The sequence below is a fragment of the Agrobacterium sp. 22-210-1 genome (assembly GCF_053522525.1).
The window spans coordinates 467,623-482,994 of record NZ_JBNWCI010000001.1; the positions used below are offsets into that span (position 1 = coordinate 467,623).

The window sequence follows — 15,372 nt, forward strand, 5'->3', positions numbered from 1 at the left end:
ATGTTGATTAGCTTGCGAGGTGCGGCAGACGTGGCGTTCGGTTTGGACAAATTGGTGGATCTCCTGAAGGCGGCGGGTGAACCGACGCGCTTTCGGCTGCTGGCGCTTCTGGCTGCCGGCGATCTGACGGTTACCGATCTTACCGAAATTCTCGGCCAGTCGCAGCCGCGCATCTCCCGTCATCTCAAGCTTTTGACGGAAGAGGGGTTGATCGAGCGTTATCAGGAAGGCGCCTGGGCCTATTTTCGTCTGCGGCAGGATGGTGAGCCCGCCGTTGTCATCAGGCAGCTGCTTGGCGCTGCATCGCCCTCCGACGCCGTTCTCCAGCGTGACAGCGAGCGGCTTGCCACCGTCAAGCGGGTGCGGGCGGAACGTGCACAGGATTATTTCAGCCGCAATGCTTCCGCCTGGGACGAGCTGCGCCGCCTGCATGTGAGCGACGAGGCCGTGGAAGGCGCGCTGCTGACGCTGGTTGGCACCACGCCCGTCGATTCGCTGCTTGATCTCGGCACGGGCACTGGCCGCATCCTCCAGCTTCTGAGCGGCGTCTATCGCCGTGCGATCGGGGTGGATGCCAGCCGCGACATGCTTTCGGTGGCGCGCGCCAACCTCGACAAGGCGGGTGTGGTCAATGCGTCCGTCCGCCATGGCGATATTCTCAACCTGCCGCTGGAAGGACAGGATTTCGATCTGATCGTCATCCATCAGGTTCTGCATTTTCTCGACCAGCCGGAAATCGCGCTTTCCGAGGCAGCACGCATGCTGCGACCGGGTGGGCGGCTGATCGTCATCGATCTGGCGCCGCATTCCTTCGAATATCTGCGCGACGAGCACGCGCATGTGCGGCTCGGTTTTTCGCATCCGCTTATGGAAGAATGGCTGAAAAAGGCCGGGCTTGAGCCCGACCGCGCCGTTGATCTTCATTCTGAAAAAGCGTCCGACGAAGCTCTGGACGTGACGATATGGGTTGCCCGCGACCAACGGCTGCTGATGGCAGACGATGTGGTGCAAGAGGCGGTTTTACTTGGCTCCCGGAGGGCATGATATGTTGAGGTCGGAAACCGCGCGCCACGATGGCGATATCCGGTTATCTTTCGAGTTTTTCCCGCCCAAGAATGCCGAGATGGAGACCCATCTCTGGGAAACGGTTGCCGAGCTGAAAAAATGGAACCCGGATTTCGTGTCCGTCACCTATGGCGCGGGCGGATCCACCAAGGCGCCGACGCTGGATGCTGTGCGCCGTATGATCGGCGACAGCCATCTGCCGACAGCCGCGCATCTGACCTGCGTGGATGCGAGCCGTGACGATGTGCATCAGGTTGTCGAAGAGTTTCGCAATGCCGGCGTTCGCCATTTCGTGGCGCTGCGCGGCGATCCCTCGACCGGCATCGGCACTGCATACAAGCCGCATCCGGAAGGTTACGAAAACGCCGCCGCTCTGGTGAAGGGCCTGCGCGAGATCGGCGATTTCGAGGTTTCCGTTTCGGCCTATCCGGAAAAACATCCGGAAAGCGCAAGCGAGGCTGTTGATATCGACATGCTGAAGCGCAAGGCGGATAATGGCGCCACCCGTGCGCTGACCCAGTTCTTCTTCGATAATGATGTGTTCGAGCGTTATATGGAGCGGGTGACGGCGGCGGGCATCACCATTCCGGTGGTGCCGGGCATCATGCCGATCCAGAACCTGACCCAGCTGAAGCGTTTCGCCGGCCGTTGCGGCACCAGCGTTCCCGGTTTTCTGGATGAGCGTTTCGAAGGTTATGACGATGACCTCGAAGGGCGCGCCCGCGTTGCCGCCGAGGTTGCCGCAGAGCAGATCGCGGATCTGCAGCGGCGCGGCGTGAACGAGTTCCACCTCTACACCATGAACCGCGCGCCGCTAGTCAATGCGGTGCTTGAAAATCTCGGGCTGGAACGCCTGCGCCGCAGCGCGGCCTGATTTAAAAACTCTATTTTCGACATGAAAAAAGCGCAGACCCGAAAGGATCTGCGCTTTTTAAATTCGTGTCATCTACGGTTCTTATCTGCGTTTGGTCTTCACGTCTCGTCAGATGAAAAGCATCATCGCTACGAACAAAAACGCCAAACCGACTGCCAAGGCATTGAGAGATTTTGTAAGTCCCATGGGTGCCTCCTGTTGTTGACAGGTTCGATAATATGACCGTTTTGTGGCAGTTGAAAAGCGGTTTCTGTGATGCAGTGCAGCACGCTTTGAGGCGACATAAAAAAGAAGATTCTGTAATTATCTGAAAATAAAAGATTATTTCTCTTTCACGCAGTGCTTCATATGTTTAAAAAAAGTAAATGACCGGGGTGTTATCCCCAGTCATCCAGTCGAGATTAACGATTTCGCCTTGATTCCGGCGGACAGATTAAAGGCCTGACGGCGCCGTTAAGATTGCTTAAAGCGCCTGCAGAAGAGCCGCCGACGGCCAGCCATCCGCGGGCATGCCGAGGCGCTGCTGTTCCTTCTGGATGGCGACACGGGTGCCGGAACCCAGGATGCCATCGACCTTGCCGACATTGTGTCCGCGTGCCTCAAGCTTGGTCTGAAGTTGCTTCATCGTCGCATCATCAAAGCCCGGCTCGGGATTGCCCTTATTGTAGACGGGCGAACCCATCAGGCGGGTAGCGAAATAGGCCGCCGAAGTCGTGTAGATGAACGACTGGTTCCATTCCAGATAGATGTTGAAATTCGGATAGGTGATGAAGGTCGGACCCTTGCGGCCCTGCGGCATTATGAGGGCTGCGGGCAGGGAAGCGAAGTTTTTGTTGCCGTCACGCGGCGTCACGCCAAGCGCGAACCATTCACCGGCGGTGAGCGGACCGCCGAGGCCGGATTTTTCCCATGGCAGGTTTTCCGGCAGGGAGACTTCCTGAATCCACGGCTCGCCCTTCTTGAAGCCGAGATGCTGGATGAATTTTGCAGCGGTCAGGATGGCATCCGGGGCGCTATCCTTGACGTTGATGTGGCCGTTGCCGTCACCATCAACACCGAAGGCGATGATGTCCTTGGGCAGCATCTGCACCTGGCCGATTTCACCGGCCCATGCGCCGGTATTGGCGGCGGGGTCGAGATCGCCATGCTGGACCATTTCAATGAGCGCCAGCAGCTGCGGACGGAAAAGTTCCGGGCGGCGGCAATCATGCGAGAGGGTCACCAGTGCATTGCGGGTGTTGAAATCACCCTGAACGGCACCGAAGTCGGTTTCCATGGCCCAGAACGCGGCGATGACGCCAGCCGGTACGCCGTATTCACTTTCGGCGCGGGCGAAGGTGGAGGAGAGCTCCTGCAGCTTCCTGCGGCCGATATCGAGACGGGCCTGGCTGACGGTGCGCTGGGAGAATTCCAGGAAGGTCTGGCGGAAGACGCCCTGTGCACGGTCACGCGAAAGCACTTTCGGGTCGATCTGCGCGCCGGCAAGCGCCTTCTGGATCGCGTCGGCCGGAATGCCCTTGGCCAGCGCATCGGCTTTCACGCCCTCGAGAAATGCGCCGAGATCACCGCCGCAGGCGACCTGCTTGGGATCGTCAGGCGAGGCAACGGGCGGCGTGGCAAGGGCGGAGCCAGTGGAAAGAAGCGACAAAGCGGCGGCAAAAATGATGCTGCGCGACCGGAAGGTAGACATGGGAATTTCCTCAATGGGTTGTAGGCCCGCTTTACCCATATGTTTGCGACAAAAAAACGGGTCTCGCAGCCAGACGACAGGTGAGAACGCGGTTTTTTCGAATGTGTTGCTTCTTGGCCGTGTTTATTTGGCGGAAGCGACCCATTTCCGCCAGTTTTTCTCACTGCCGGCAAAAACATTGATATCGGTCGGGCCGTTTACGCCGGGCACAACGCCGGTTGCCGTATATTGCCAGAAGGCCCATTGGCGTTCTTCGTAGATCTTGGCCGGATGGGCTGCGACGGAGCGCACCCAGAAATGGTAATTCTTGAACTGGCCAACGAGATTGTCGCGGTGGAAATCAACAGAGGTGTAGATAATCGGGCGCTTGCCGTAATGGGCTTCGAGGCGATCCATGAAACGCTGCATCTCGGCGCGGACGATGCCGGGTGCGGGCCTTGTCTTGCAGGTGGGGGAGGCGGGGTTCCATTCGACGTCGAGAACCGGCGGCAGGGTGACGGCTTCCTTCGGCACGTTGCGAATGAACCAGTCGGCCTGAGCATCGGCCGTCGAGCAGAAATAATAGAAATGATAGGGCGCGTGGAGGATATCCGCCGCTGCGGCGCTGCGCCAATGGTCGCCGAATTTCGGATCGATGCGGTCCGATCCTTCCGTCGCCTTGATGAAGACGAAGGACACACCTGACTTGCGCACGGTCTGCCAGTCGACATCGCCATTCCATTTGGACACGTCGATACCGTGCACCTCGTGGCGATGCGGGTTGTTCATGCCGAAATCCTGTGGGTCGGTATCGGCGAATTTCGGCTTGGAAACGGATGCGGTTTCAAGCAGGTCGTAACTCGTGGACGTGCAGCCGCCGATCAAGAGCAAAGCCGACAATAGTGCCGAAAAACGCAGCCGCATTGGAACCCTGATGAAAGTGTTGTTGCCCATCCCGCAGCCGCAACATGGCGCGGCGCATCTCCCGATTTACCCATAACATGGTAAACAAATTGATATGGCAAGGGGCAATGGCCCTTTTCGACATCGCAAGTCGCTGGATTTGAAGCGATTTGTGGCGCGGCGGCGGGAATAACGGCAAGGATTCGCAAGTGGTACGCCGCGTGTTGGCAGCGAACCCCTGTTCCTGCGGAGGCGCCGGAATCTTTTTCGAGAATCAGGCGTCCGCCAGCATCCGGCTGATTTTCGGCTGCACTTCGGCGACCGGAAGCGTGATGACGGCCCGCCACGCGTAACCGCGGGCGATCTCTTCAAATTCAAGATTACCGTCAAAGCGGCCAGCCATATTGGCCAGAACATAACGAAGATTGGCGCGCGGCGTGACGTGGAAACGGGTGAGCCACGCCTGCAGAAGGGTGCGGAACCACTTCGGTAATTGTTCCTGCTGGCCAAAATCGACAATATGCAGGGAACCGCCCGGTTTGAGCGCCGTGAGCGCCTGTTCGATCGCCTTTTCCCATTCCGGTATCATCGACAGCGCATAGGGGATCATGACGCGATCGAAACCGTCGGGTTGGCCGAATTCAGCGGTGCGAAAGGCAGTGGCATCGGCCACGCGCAGAATGGGGCGCTCCGCCTTGCCGGCGAAATTTTCCGACGCGGTCAGCAGCATTTCAGATGAGATATCGAGGCCGAAGAGTTTTGCCTGCGGAAACTTCCGGCTGGCCAAAAGCAGGTTACGGCCGGTGCCACAGCCAACTTCCAGCAGCGTGCCGCCATCGGGCACATCGAGGCCGGAAATGGTCCTGTCGCGGCCCAGAAGGTAATATTTGCGGGTGATATCGTAGATATGCCGCTGGTGGCGATACATGCGGTCCATCAGGCCCGCATGCGCGCTGTCTGCAAGGCCCACATTCTCGCCAATGGTTTTCATGCCATAACCCTCTGGTAGATATGGAAACCGCCATAAATGGCCGATCGATCCATGGCGTTCAGCTCTTGCGAGCGCTCTTCGAGATAGACCCACTGGTTGCGAATGTCGGTGGAGAGCCTGCCTTCGATAACACTCTTTTCGGCGGCGGTGCGGAAGATGACGCGTGCGCCGGGAGCGGCTGTGCGACTGATCTGCGACCACAATTCGTTGAGTTGCCCGTCCGTCATCCAATCCTGCGCGTCGAGGAGAATGTAGCGATCAACGCCGCTTGCCGGCTTTTTGGAAAGAAGCTCGGTATAGGTGGCGTGGTGCACGGCGACGCGGGCCGTATTATTACGGATCGTCTCGTAATATTCCGGCTTCAAATAGGCGGGCAGGGCGCCTTCATGTGGCTCGGGATAACGGCGCGCAAAGGCCTGCCAGGCGAAATAATTGTCGCTGAGCGGGAAGTTGCAGGCAAGCTTTTCCAGCCGTTCCTTGAGCACGGCGGCAACTGTGCCGTTAGAGGAAAGGCTCGCCAGCTCATCATATTGACGGGGCGGAATACCGAGGCCGAACAGAGAGCTTTTGCGCTTCGTCAGCCAGCGCACCACCGGCTTGTCGAACAGGGGGGCGACCTTGCTGTCGAAAAACTGGCGTTGTTCGTCCAGCGTGCGGGTCTTGGCCATTTCGGTGAGTTTTACGCCGTGCAGGCGCGCCATCAAATGGCCGGCGCCGATGAAACGGCCAAGCAGGCCGGTGCGATAGATGTTCCGGTCGAACACTGAGATGCGGCGGCGGCCGGAGAGGGTACGCTTCGACCAGTAGGCCTTGGTCGTATCGTCGAGATGGTCGGCGATGAAACGGTCATAACCATGACTGTTGCTGCGCGTATTGGCGCGGCCGAAGTGACGCACGACGTCCTGATGGGCGGGCAGGTGACGGAAGGCGGCGAGCTTCAACTTGTTGAGGGCAATGTGATGCGGGTTCAAATCCACCACATCGATGCTGGCAGGGTTGCGGGAGAGATAGGCCAGCATGTTGCAGCCGCCCGAACCGATGGTGACGACCCGGTGGCCTTCGCCAAGCTCCATCGCTTCCATGTCGATTTCCGGGTCTTCCCAGATTTGCGGATAAACGAGACCGGAAAAAAGAACTCCGAAGAACCTTTCTGAAAGGCCGCTTTTCGAGAGTGCCTTGTGCTGTAGCAATGCGGACTTCAGTTTCGTGTTTTTGCTGAAGCCGGTCTTGGGTGCCGCACTCGTCATATGTTCACCTCTCAGTCGATTGAGAGGCGTCTACAGCCGTGACGCTACAGTTTGATGACAGGGGCTGTGGGTGAAAGCAACGAATCAAAGAGACTGTGGGAAACCATCGGCGTCTAAGTTGCGAACGAAACCTCGTCACACGCGACGTCATCCTCGGGTCAAGCCTGAGAATGACGGAGAGAAAATTTCAGGCGCTTTTGTCACCGGTCTCGAGAAGCCGAACGAATTCAGACGGCATTCCCAATGCAGCCGGAGGCTATTACTTCCGCAGAACGTGCAGCATGCCCTTGCGCTTGGCGTCGTAATAATAACCGCGGGCATAAAGACGGACCGCGTTGTCGCGGTTGTTGTCGGCCACCACCCATGCGCCGCTCAGATATTTGACGGCGTATTTGAGGTTGGTTTCAGCATCAAACAGGCCAGAGGCAGGGCCATCGAAGCCCATGGAGCGGGCCGTGGCGTGCCTGATCTGCATCAGGCCGAAGTTGCCGCTGTTATAGGCGCCGGGATTGTACATGCTTTCACGCTGCACAACGCGGTGAACCAGATCTTCCGGCACATTATACATGACGGCATATTTGGAAATCAGTCCGCTCAGCTTCTCGCGCCCGGCGGGCGCTGCTTTGAGCGGCGTCGTCATCGCTTCGTTCTGTCGGATGGCGGCAAGGGCGGCGTTGGTGGGGCCAGAGGCGTAGGCAAGAACCGTGCTGTCCGGCTTCGGCAACGGAATGACTTTTCGTTCCGCCGTCAGTTCAGTGCCGATGGAAGGCGAACCGGGCGGTGGCGGTGCGGGCGGGAAGCTGCCCTTTACGGCAACGACCTGCGGCAGATCGGCTGCGGCATTGTGGATGGTCGGCTGTGCCGCTGAGCCAGCGGTAGCAATCGCGGCTGCTGCCGGAGTGACGCCTGTCGGTGCGAGGGCCGCGACCGTGGTCGGCGCGGATGTCATCACCGTCGCCTGAGCGACTTCATTCTGCTGCGGTTGCATCTGCGCGCTAATGGCGGCTGCCGCTGCGATTTCAGAGGCCGGCGGCAGGGCCACGCGTCCGCCCTTGACGGCGACTGCGGTGGGAAGTGCTGCAGGCTGGGAAGAGGTTGCCGCATCAGCGGTCTGGGTCGCCGGTGCGGCGGCTGTTGCGCCGGGTACCGTTTCGGCTGCTGCCGTCTGCGTCGATGCCTGGGCGGGTGCCGTAGCGGGGTTGACTGTTGCGATTTTCGGGCCGTTCGGACCTTCCTTCGCGGTATATTCGACGCTGGTACAGCCGCTTAATGCCAATGCCAGACCCACGGTGGAAGACAGAAGAAGTGCACTTCTTCCGCGGAATTTGCCCGAATTTCGCATGTTGCCGCCTTCGTTATGCCTGTCTCTCGATACCCCCGCGTCAAGCGAAGCAGGCAGTGTCCCGTCGAGCCTTCATTAACCTATTGTAAGGATAGCGGCAAGCCGGGACGTGGCATCCCGGTTTTTCAGGCTGCGATGCGCCTGTAACCGGCGCTGACGGCGCGGCCGGAAATGAAGTGGGTGCGGTATTTTGGCCGGATTTTCTTCTCGCCCGACATGCGGCGCACCAGCGCCAGCGTTGAGCCGGCAAACAGCGCCTGTGCGGTGAGAACGGCAAGCGCTAAAAGCAGGATTGCGGCCTGCGCCACCGCCAGCGTTTCCACGGCGTTGCCGGAGGTGGAAATGAATTGCGGCAACAGCGCCAGAAAGAATGTGAAGTAGCGCGGGCGCAACGCGGCAATTGCATAAGAATCGCGGAAAATGCCGCTCCATGATTTGCCCGGCAGATTGTCGTTATCGGCATTGGCCGCCTGTGCGGCGGGTGTCGCAAAAGTCCACAACAGGAACAGCATCAGCCAGCCGATGCCGGCCCATTGCACTATGCCCAGGAAGGATTGCGGCAGATAGGCCAGAGCGGCCACCGGAATGGCCGAAATCGTCATGGCCGTGACGACGCCGAGCGCCCCGCCGCTGACGGAGGCGAAGATGGTCTTTTTGCCGCGGATGGCGGCATAAGAGGCGACAGAGAATACAAGGGGAGAGGGAAGTGCGAACACAACGGCACATGCTGCACAAAAAATCAGCCAGGCCTGTCCAGACATTCTTTTCCTCCTTGCCCTCCCTGTCACCGCATTAATTAGCCTATCGTAAAATTAGGCCGCTGTGAACGGTTGACCGACGTGTTCCATCACTTCGGTAAACCATTTTGCAGAAAGGTCGAAATGCTTTCCGCCCTTGATACGCGGAAACTCGATCGTCCGCAATTTGCCGTTCTGATCTTCATCATGGCCGGTGACGCCGGAGACCTTGTTGAGCGCGCTTTCGACGGCGAGATCGACCATGCCCTGGATGAGCCGCAGATCATCGCCATTGGCGGGCGCGGACCGGGCGAAATAGCCCGACTTCTGCACCATGGAGCGCTCGGCGCCGATGAGGCCGGCGAATTGCTTCTGGAACCAGCCACCGACATTGATGGTGTCGATCTTCACGTGGCCGAAGGCGTCGCGCTTGACGGCTTCGCCAGACGATTCCCGTTCGGCAACGATGGAATCAAGGCCGGCACCTTCGGAAACGAACAGTGTGACGTAGCCGTGTCTGTCCATGATCGCCTTCAGGCGTTCGGCTTCCGCTTCGATGTCGAAGGCCATTTCCGGCAGGTAGATGCCGTCGATATTCTTCATCTGCGTGTTCATCATCAGGCCTTCGACATACTCATTGCCGCTGGTCTTCTGGATATAGGCGCGCGCGGTTGCCGCCGTCAGCCAGCCGCAATGGCGGCCCATCACTTCATGGATCACGAAGGTCTTCGGCGCAGCGCTCTGTTCGTTGCTGACATTGTCGAAGAAGGACGCGCCAACTTCGGCAGCTGTCCATGCGCCGAGAGACTGCTTGATCGGCACCACGTCATTGTCCACGGTCTTCGGCAGGCCGACGACGGTGAGGTTATAGCCGTTGGCGCCGAGATAGGCGGCGAGGTCGGCGGCCGTCGTATTGGTATCGTCGCCGCCGATGGTGTGGAGAATGGTGATGCCGTCAGCGGCCAGCCGTTCGGCGGCGACGCGAAGCGGATTGTCGCCCTCTTTCACCAGTCCGCGCTTGGCGCAGTCGGCGGCGTTGGTGAGCTTGACGCGGCTGTTGCCGATCGGCGAGCCGCCGTATCGGTGCAGCAACGGGGCCTTTTCACGCATGTCGCTGGTGATCTCGATGCGATCGCCCAGAAGAACGCCCTGATAACCGGAGCGATAGGCCACGATGTCGATCTCAGGCGCAATGTCGCTATAGCGCTCGATCAGGCCGCCGACGGCGGAAGAGAGACAGGGCGCAAGGCCACCCGCGGTCAGCATTGCGACTTTCTGTTTGGCCATCATGGCTCTCCTTTTTACATAAACTCAAAGACATGTCTGGCAAATGGATGCGACAGCCGCGTGTAGGTGTAAAGTGAATTTATCAAGAAAAACGCCGATTTCTCGCGGCTTTTCAGCGGCTTGAGGAAACTGACGGAATATAATCGTTTCAATCCGCATCGAGGCCACCAACTGCCTGTGTCCGCTTGCGTCACCTGTGGAAAACCCCGGCCGTGCCGTTTGCCCCCTTCTTGTTCCTGAAGCAAAACTGTCGCAAAGATGAATAAAAGTTAATGCCGCAGCACTGCCGGACATATTGCATTCACGGCAATATCCCGTCATGCTTGACGGCATGATGTTCGATTTTGCCTGTCTGCAAATTTCATCCCTGTGGGAGCGGCTGCTCGGCGCAATCGGCGACGCGGCAGGCGGTGCGCTTGGACGCGTGGTTGAAGCCATCCGCACCCTCTTTGAAGGGGACCCGGAGACGCGGCGCAAGGTTTCCTTTTCCGTCGCGATTATCGCGCTCTCCGCCAAGATGGCGAAGGCTGACGGCGTCGTCAACGATGCCGAGGTGCGCGCCTTCCGGCAAATCTTCGATTTTCCCGAAGAAGAAGCGCGAAACGTTGCCCGTCTTTACAATCTCGCGCGTCAGGACGTTGCCGGATACGAGGCCTATGCCGAGCGCCTTGCCGGTCTCTGCGGTTCCGGGCACGATAATTGCGAGATGCTGGAAAGCGTCATCGACGGACTGTTCCATATTGCCAAGGCCGATGGGCTGATCCACGAGCGGGAACTGGCCTTCCTTGGCCGTATCGCTGAGATATTCCATATCACCGAAGACCACTTCGAAACGATCATGGCGCGGCATGTCCATATGGACGGGCGCGATCCTTATCGTGTGCTTGGCGTTTCGCCCTCGGACGACTTTCTGGATATTCGCAAGCGTTACCGTTCGCTGGTTGCCGAACACCATCCCGACAAGCTCATTGCACGCGGCGTGCCTATGGAATTGCATGCTGCCGCCAATGAGCGTATGGCGGCTCTCAATGCCGCCTATGCGGCCATCGAGAAAGAACGCCGCGTCGCATGAGTGAATGTCTGCCGGATTTTACCCCGGATTTTCCGGGCGCAGCCGTTGCGCCGTCGCCTAACCATGGCGAAAGACTTGATGTGGTCGGCCCCGATATCATTCTTCTGCATTATACCGGCATGACGACGGCGGACGGCGCGCTGTCGTGGCTCTGCAATCCCGAAAGCCAGGTCTCCAGCCATTATTTCGTTTTCGAGGACGGCCGCGTCATCCAGATGGTGCCGGAAACCCGCCGCGCCTGGCATGCGGGCAAAAGCACCTGGGCAGGGGATCAGGACATCAATTCCCGCTCCATCGGCATCGAAATCGCCAATCAGGGCCACCCCGGCGGTTTGCCGGAATTCCCGAAGAAACAGGTCGACGCCGTCATCGAATTGTGTCGCGATTGCGGCCAGCGCTGGAATATCGCGCCTGAACGGGTGCTTGCCCACTCGGACGTAGCGCCTATCCGCAAGGTCGATCCGGGCGAAAAATTCCCGTGGGACATCCTGTCGCAGAACGGTGTCGGTCACTGGGTGGAGCCTGCGCCGATCCGCGGCGGGCGCTTTTTCCAGCGCGGCGACCATGGGCAGCCGGTGGAAGCACTTCAGTCGATGCTGTCCATTTATGGATATGGCGTTGAAATAACAGGCGCTTATTGCGAAAAGACCGAAGGCGCCGTTGCTGCCTTCCAGCGGCATTTCCGTCCGGCTCTGGTGGATGGCATCGCGGATTTTTCCACCATCGACACGCTTCACCGGTTGATTGCCAGCCTGCCGAAATTTTCGGCCGCTTAAACGCGAATTCTGGAAAATAGTTCCCTGTTTTCCGGGCGTTCAAGTCGCTTTTTTTGATGTGCCACAGTTAATCCGCATTGAGGAAGTTTAAGAACAGCACTGCATGCGGTGTCGTTCTTCAGGGGAACCAACCGTCAATATCAATCAAGGAGACTGGACTGCGGAAGGTCGCGATCGACTTTCCGGGCGCTGAATATTTGTGTCGCTTCATTGGTTCAGTCATCCGATCTGGAGACTTTTTCTACATATGAACAGGGTTGTTGTTGCTGTTGCGGCGGGTGTTGTTATGCTCGCTTCACAGGCGGGGATTGCTTTTGCCAAAGACGAGGACGTCAAGACCAAAACGGTGACGCTGGAGACCTTCTTCCGCAAGCCCGGTTATCCCATTCCGGAAAAGAGTCTGCCTGCGTCGCTGAAGAACGACTATTCCGATCTGATCGTCAAATATGCCAAGCGTTATGGCGTTCCCACCAATCTGGCGCATGCCGTGGTTTCGGTGGAAAGCAGGTTCAACCCCAAGGCTCGCGGCAGCGCAGGCGAGGTCGGGCTGATGCAGATCAAGCCGGCAACGGCGCGCATGATGGGCTTTCGCGGCACGACAAAGGCGCTCTACGATCCCGAGACCAATATTCGCTGGGGCATGCAATATCTGGCGACCGCCCACCAGCTTGGCGGCGGGCAGGTCTGCAGCACGATCCTGCGTTATAATGCCGGCCATGGCGCCACACGAATGAACCCGGTGTCCAAGCGTTATTGCGGCAAGGTGCAGGCGTTGCTGGCCAGCTGAGGTTTTTGCGTATCTTTTCAGGAAGCATTTCCTGGTAAAGCGGAACCGGTTTTTCCGCCCGGAAATCCGACAACGCCCCAAGCTTTTGCGAAAAGCGATTCCGGTTCGCGCGGGCATGCTGTAGTCAGGAATAAATCTGATACGGAGCATGTCATGCCGGATTTCAAATATATCGTGGTCGGGGCCGGGATGATGGGTGCGGCCGCGGCGCGGCACCTTTCGGCGCAAACGGATGGTGTGGCGTTGATTGGGCCCGCCGAGCCCGCCGATCGCAAGACCCACAAAGGCGTATTTTCGAGCCACTACGACGAAGCGCGCATTACCCGTGGGTTTGACGGCGATCCGGTCTGGGCGGAACTGGCGCAACGTTCCATCCGCCGTTATGCGGAGATTGAGGCCAAAAGCGGCATCGGTTTCTTCAGCGAAGCGGGCTGCCTGTTTACCGGAAACGGCAAGGGGCTTGCCGGAGATTATATGTCGCGGGCGCTTTCCTCTGCCGACCGTCTCGGTCTTGGTGTGGAAACGCTCGGCGCTGACGCGCTGGCTGGCCGGTTTCCGATGTTCTCGCTGCCTGCCGATCACGGTGGTTGCTTCGAGGCCCGTAATGCCGGCCACATCAATCCCCGCGCGTTGGTGAGGGCGCAGTGCTCGATTGCCGGGGCGCAGGGCGCGCATTTGGTGCGTGAGACCGCGGCGCATATTCGCGATACCTCGCATGGCGTCGAGGTGGTAACGCGGGAAGGTGCTGTTCACACCGCTGAAAAGGTCATCGTGGCCGCGGGTGGTTTCACCAATATGGCTGAGCTGTTGCCTTCGCCGGTCGATATGGCGGCCACCGGTCGCACCATCGTATTTTTCGAGCTCGATGAGACAAGGCAAGCGCTGTTCGGCGCCATGCCGTCAACCATCGTGCTGGCGGAGACGGAGGACGACATCGTCTACATCCTGCCGCCGGTACGCTATCCCGATGGCAAGGTCTATCTGAAGATCGGCGGCGAAAGCGAGAAGGGCAGGCTCGAGACACTGGCCGAGGCGGTGGACTGGTTCCATTCCGACGGCACGCCGGGCGAGGTGGAATTCCTGACGAGGAAGGCCCTGTCGCTGATGCCCGAACTTGCCGGCTGCCCCGTGACCTCCGGCTCCTGTGTCGCATCGATTACCCGCAGTGGTTATCCCTATATCGGCTATACGCAATCCTCCAATATCGCAGTTCTGACCGGCGGCAATTTCGTCTCCGCCAAGTCTTCGGACGAGATCGGACGGCTGGGCGCAATGCTGCTTTTGAACGGTCAACTGACCGAGGATGAGTTCGCGGCCGAAATGTCGCCGGTTTTCGTCTGACATGCCTCTGCGAAGCGGCTACAAGGTTGCTATCGAACTGGGTGAATGAAGAGGGCGGCATGTCGGGACATTTCAACTATATCGTCGTGGGTCGCGGCATGATGGGTGCCGCCGCTGCCCGACATCTGGCCGAAACGGTGGATGGCGTGGCGCTGATCGGCCCCGGTGAACCCGCCGATATCAAATCACATCATGGCGTTTTCGCCAGTCACTATGATGAAGCGCGGATTACCCGCACCATCGATGGTGATGCCGACTGGGCGCTGCTCGCCAACCGCTCGATTGCGCGTTATGCCGATATTGCCGCGAGAAGCGGCGTGGAATTTTACGCGCCGGTCGGTTGCCTGATGGTGGGGCCTCAGCGGGGCGGGGATAATCCCTTTATCGATGATGTTCGCAAAGCGGCGACGCGGCTCGGTGTTGCAACGGAATTGCTGGATGGCGAAAGCCTGAAAAGCCGGTTTCCCTATTTTTCCTTCGAACCGGGCTGTGAAGGCGTGTTCGAAAGGGACAATGCCGGTTACGTCAACCCGCGTGGGCTGGTGAAGGCGCAGGCCATTCTGGCGGAAAAGGCCGGTGTTAAGCTGATCGACGATATCGTCGTCTCGACGCGGGAAGAGGATGGCCGCGCTTCGGTGCAGACGGCTTCGGGGGCGGTTTATACCGCAGATCGGGTGCTGGTGGCGGCCGGTGGTTTCTCGATTACGAAAGATTTGCTGCCGAAGCCTGTCGAACTCAATGTCTATGCGCGGACCATCGCTTTCTTCGAGGTTGATGAAGCAGATCTTGGGCAATATGCGGCTATGCCGTCGCTGATCTACGAGCCGCACGACACCACGAAACATATCTATCTTCTGCCGCCCGTGCGGTATCCCGATGGCAAATTCTATCTCAAAATCGGTGGTGATCCCGACGACAAGGCGGTTGGCAGCGATCCGGAAATCCGGGAATGGTTCCGGTCCGGCGGACGTGAAAGCGTGCGTGATCACCTGTCGGCGATCGTCGGAACGCTGGTACCTGCCGTCGATCTTTCGCGTGTTTCGATGGCCGCCTGCGTCGTCTCCAAAACGCGGAGCGGTTATCCCGCTATCGGCTTTACCGCCTCGCCGCGTATCGCGGTTCTGACCGGCGGCAATGGAACCGCGGCCAAGAGTTCCGATGAGATCGGGCGGCTGGGTGCCGCACTGCTGCGGGATGGAGAAATCGCCGACGGTGCTTTCACGACGGATTTCACGCCCGCATTTCTTTGATCCTTGATTGCGCTTTTCGGTGGCTTTCGCT

Annotated in this window: 14 protein-coding genes; 7 read left to right on the forward strand and 7 right to left on the reverse strand. The window is 58.9% G+C overall.

The genetic code is table 11. The annotated features are described in order from the left end of the window. The first annotated feature begins 30 nt into the window (after positions 1–30). Positions 31–1,044: an ArsR/SmtB family transcription factor gene (locus ACQZ5F_RS02280; protein ID WP_046798040.1), complete on the forward strand. Its 1,014-nt coding sequence runs from the start codon at positions 31–33 to the stop codon at positions 1,042–1,044. 1 nt (position 1,045) lies between these two features. Continuing rightward, positions 1,046–1,939: a methylenetetrahydrofolate reductase [NAD(P)H] gene (gene metF / locus ACQZ5F_RS02285; RefSeq protein ID WP_052818025.1), complete on the forward strand. Its 894-nt coding sequence runs from the start codon at positions 1,046–1,048 to the stop codon at positions 1,937–1,939. A 463-nt stretch (positions 1,940–2,402) separates the two neighbouring features. On the opposite strand, the gene ACQZ5F_RS02290 is transcribed toward metF, so the two are convergent. From ACQZ5F_RS02290 to ACQZ5F_RS02320, 7 genes are all read right to left on the reverse strand, one after another. Continuing rightward, on the reverse strand, positions 2,403–3,629 hold the full coding sequence (locus ACQZ5F_RS02290) for a lytic murein transglycosylase (RefSeq protein WP_046798042.1): 1,227 nt from the start codon (positions 3,627–3,629) through the stop codon (positions 2,403–2,405). Positions 3,630–3,752: 123 nt separating this feature from the next. Further along, positions 3,753–4,532 carry a glycoside hydrolase family 25 protein gene (locus ACQZ5F_RS02295; protein WP_046798428.1) on the reverse strand — a complete coding sequence of 260 codons (780 nt, stop codon included), beginning with the start codon at positions 4,530–4,532 and terminating at the stop codon, positions 3,753–3,755. Positions 4,533–4,785: 253 nt separating this feature from the next. After that, a complete protein-coding gene (locus ACQZ5F_RS02300) occupies positions 4,786–5,502 on the reverse strand; it encodes a class I SAM-dependent methyltransferase (protein WP_225339114.1) in 717 nt (238 codons plus the stop codon). Next, entirely contained in the window at positions 5,499–6,749 is a 1,251-nt protein-coding gene (locus tag ACQZ5F_RS02305) for a BtaA family protein (protein WP_225339115.1), read from the reverse strand. Before ACQZ5F_RS02305 ends, ACQZ5F_RS02300 begins: the two co-directional genes overlap by 4 nt. A 259-nt stretch (positions 6,750–7,008) precedes the next feature. Continuing rightward, positions 7,009–8,091, reverse strand: coding sequence for a lytic transglycosylase domain-containing protein (locus ACQZ5F_RS02310; RefSeq protein WP_137084861.1), 1,083 nt, complete (start codon positions 8,089–8,091; stop codon positions 7,009–7,011). A 125-nt stretch (positions 8,092–8,216) separates the two neighbouring features. After that, on the reverse strand, positions 8,217–8,852 hold the full coding sequence (locus ACQZ5F_RS02315) for a LysE family translocator (RefSeq protein ID WP_225339116.1): 636 nt from the start codon (positions 8,850–8,852) through the stop codon (positions 8,217–8,219). A gap of 51 nt (positions 8,853–8,903) precedes the next feature. Further along, the gene (locus tag ACQZ5F_RS02320) at positions 8,904–10,115 is read right to left on the reverse strand and encodes a pyrophosphate--fructose-6-phosphate 1-phosphotransferase (RefSeq protein ID WP_046798429.1); all 1,212 of its coding nucleotides are present in this window, start codon (positions 10,113–10,115) and stop codon (positions 8,904–8,906) included. 331 nt (positions 10,116–10,446) lie between these two features. On the opposite strand from ACQZ5F_RS02320, the gene ACQZ5F_RS02325 reads away from it, so the two are divergent. The 5 genes from ACQZ5F_RS02325 to ACQZ5F_RS02345 all read left to right on the forward strand — a co-directional run bounded on the left by ACQZ5F_RS02325 (position 10,447) and on the right by ACQZ5F_RS02345 (position 15,341). Then, positions 10,447–11,187: a J domain-containing protein gene (locus tag ACQZ5F_RS02325; RefSeq protein WP_035220735.1), complete on the forward strand. Its 741-nt coding sequence runs from the start codon at positions 10,447–10,449 to the stop codon at positions 11,185–11,187. Further along, a complete protein-coding gene (locus ACQZ5F_RS02330) occupies positions 11,184–11,963 on the forward strand; it encodes an N-acetylmuramoyl-L-alanine amidase (RefSeq protein WP_046798047.1) in 780 nt (259 codons plus the stop codon). Before ACQZ5F_RS02325 ends, ACQZ5F_RS02330 begins: the two co-directional genes overlap by 4 nt. Before the next feature lie 247 nt (positions 11,964–12,210). Further along, a complete protein-coding gene (locus ACQZ5F_RS02335; RefSeq protein ID WP_046798048.1) occupies positions 12,211–12,750 on the forward strand; it encodes a lytic transglycosylase domain-containing protein in 540 nt (179 codons plus the stop codon). Positions 12,751–12,903: 153 nt separating this feature from the next. Beyond that, entirely contained in the window at positions 12,904–14,091 is a 1,188-nt protein-coding gene (locus ACQZ5F_RS02340; RefSeq protein ID WP_225339118.1) for an NAD(P)/FAD-dependent oxidoreductase, read from the forward strand. Between the two features lie 59 nt (positions 14,092–14,150). Then, positions 14,151–15,341 (forward strand): NAD(P)/FAD-dependent oxidoreductase, encoded by a 1,191-nt coding sequence (locus tag ACQZ5F_RS02345; protein WP_225339119.1) that lies wholly within the window; start codon positions 14,151–14,153, stop codon positions 15,339–15,341. Positions 15,342–15,372 lie beyond the last annotated feature (31 nt).

Excerpts from the sequence above, each read along its gene's own strand:
- metF (WP_052818025.1), top strand. The coding sequence starts at position 1,046 with ATGTTGAGGTCGGAAACCGCGCGCCACGATGGCGATATCCGGTTATCT.
- ACQZ5F_RS02290 (WP_046798042.1), bottom strand. The coding sequence starts at position 3,629 with ATGTCTACCTTCCGGTCGCGCAGCATCATTTTTGCCGCCGCTTTGTCG.
- ACQZ5F_RS02295 (WP_046798428.1), bottom strand. The coding sequence starts at position 4,532 with ATGCGGCTGCGTTTTTCGGCACTATTGTCGGCTTTGCTCTTGATCGGC.
- ACQZ5F_RS02300 (WP_225339114.1), bottom strand. The coding sequence starts at position 5,502 with ATGAAAACCATTGGCGAGAATGTGGGCCTTGCAGACAGCGCGCATGCG.
- ACQZ5F_RS02305 (WP_225339115.1), bottom strand. The coding sequence starts at position 6,749 with ATGACGAGTGCGGCACCCAAGACCGGCTTCAGCAAAAACACGAAACTG.
- ACQZ5F_RS02310 (WP_137084861.1), bottom strand. The coding sequence starts at position 8,091 with ATGCGAAATTCGGGCAAATTCCGCGGAAGAAGTGCACTTCTTCTGTCT.
- ACQZ5F_RS02315 (WP_225339116.1), bottom strand. The coding sequence starts at position 8,852 with ATGTCTGGACAGGCCTGGCTGATTTTTTGTGCAGCATGTGCCGTTGTG.
- ACQZ5F_RS02320 (WP_046798429.1), bottom strand. The coding sequence starts at position 10,115 with ATGGCCAAACAGAAAGTCGCAATGCTGACCGCGGGTGGCCTTGCGCCC.
- ACQZ5F_RS02325 (WP_035220735.1), top strand. The coding sequence starts at position 10,447 with ATGATGTTCGATTTTGCCTGTCTGCAAATTTCATCCCTGTGGGAGCGG.
- ACQZ5F_RS02330 (WP_046798047.1), top strand. The coding sequence starts at position 11,184 with ATGAGTGAATGTCTGCCGGATTTTACCCCGGATTTTCCGGGCGCAGCC.
- ACQZ5F_RS02335 (WP_046798048.1), top strand. The coding sequence starts at position 12,211 with ATGAACAGGGTTGTTGTTGCTGTTGCGGCGGGTGTTGTTATGCTCGCT.
- ACQZ5F_RS02340 (WP_225339118.1), top strand. The coding sequence starts at position 12,904 with ATGCCGGATTTCAAATATATCGTGGTCGGGGCCGGGATGATGGGTGCG.
- ACQZ5F_RS02345 (WP_225339119.1), top strand. The coding sequence starts at position 14,151 with ATGTCGGGACATTTCAACTATATCGTCGTGGGTCGCGGCATGATGGGT.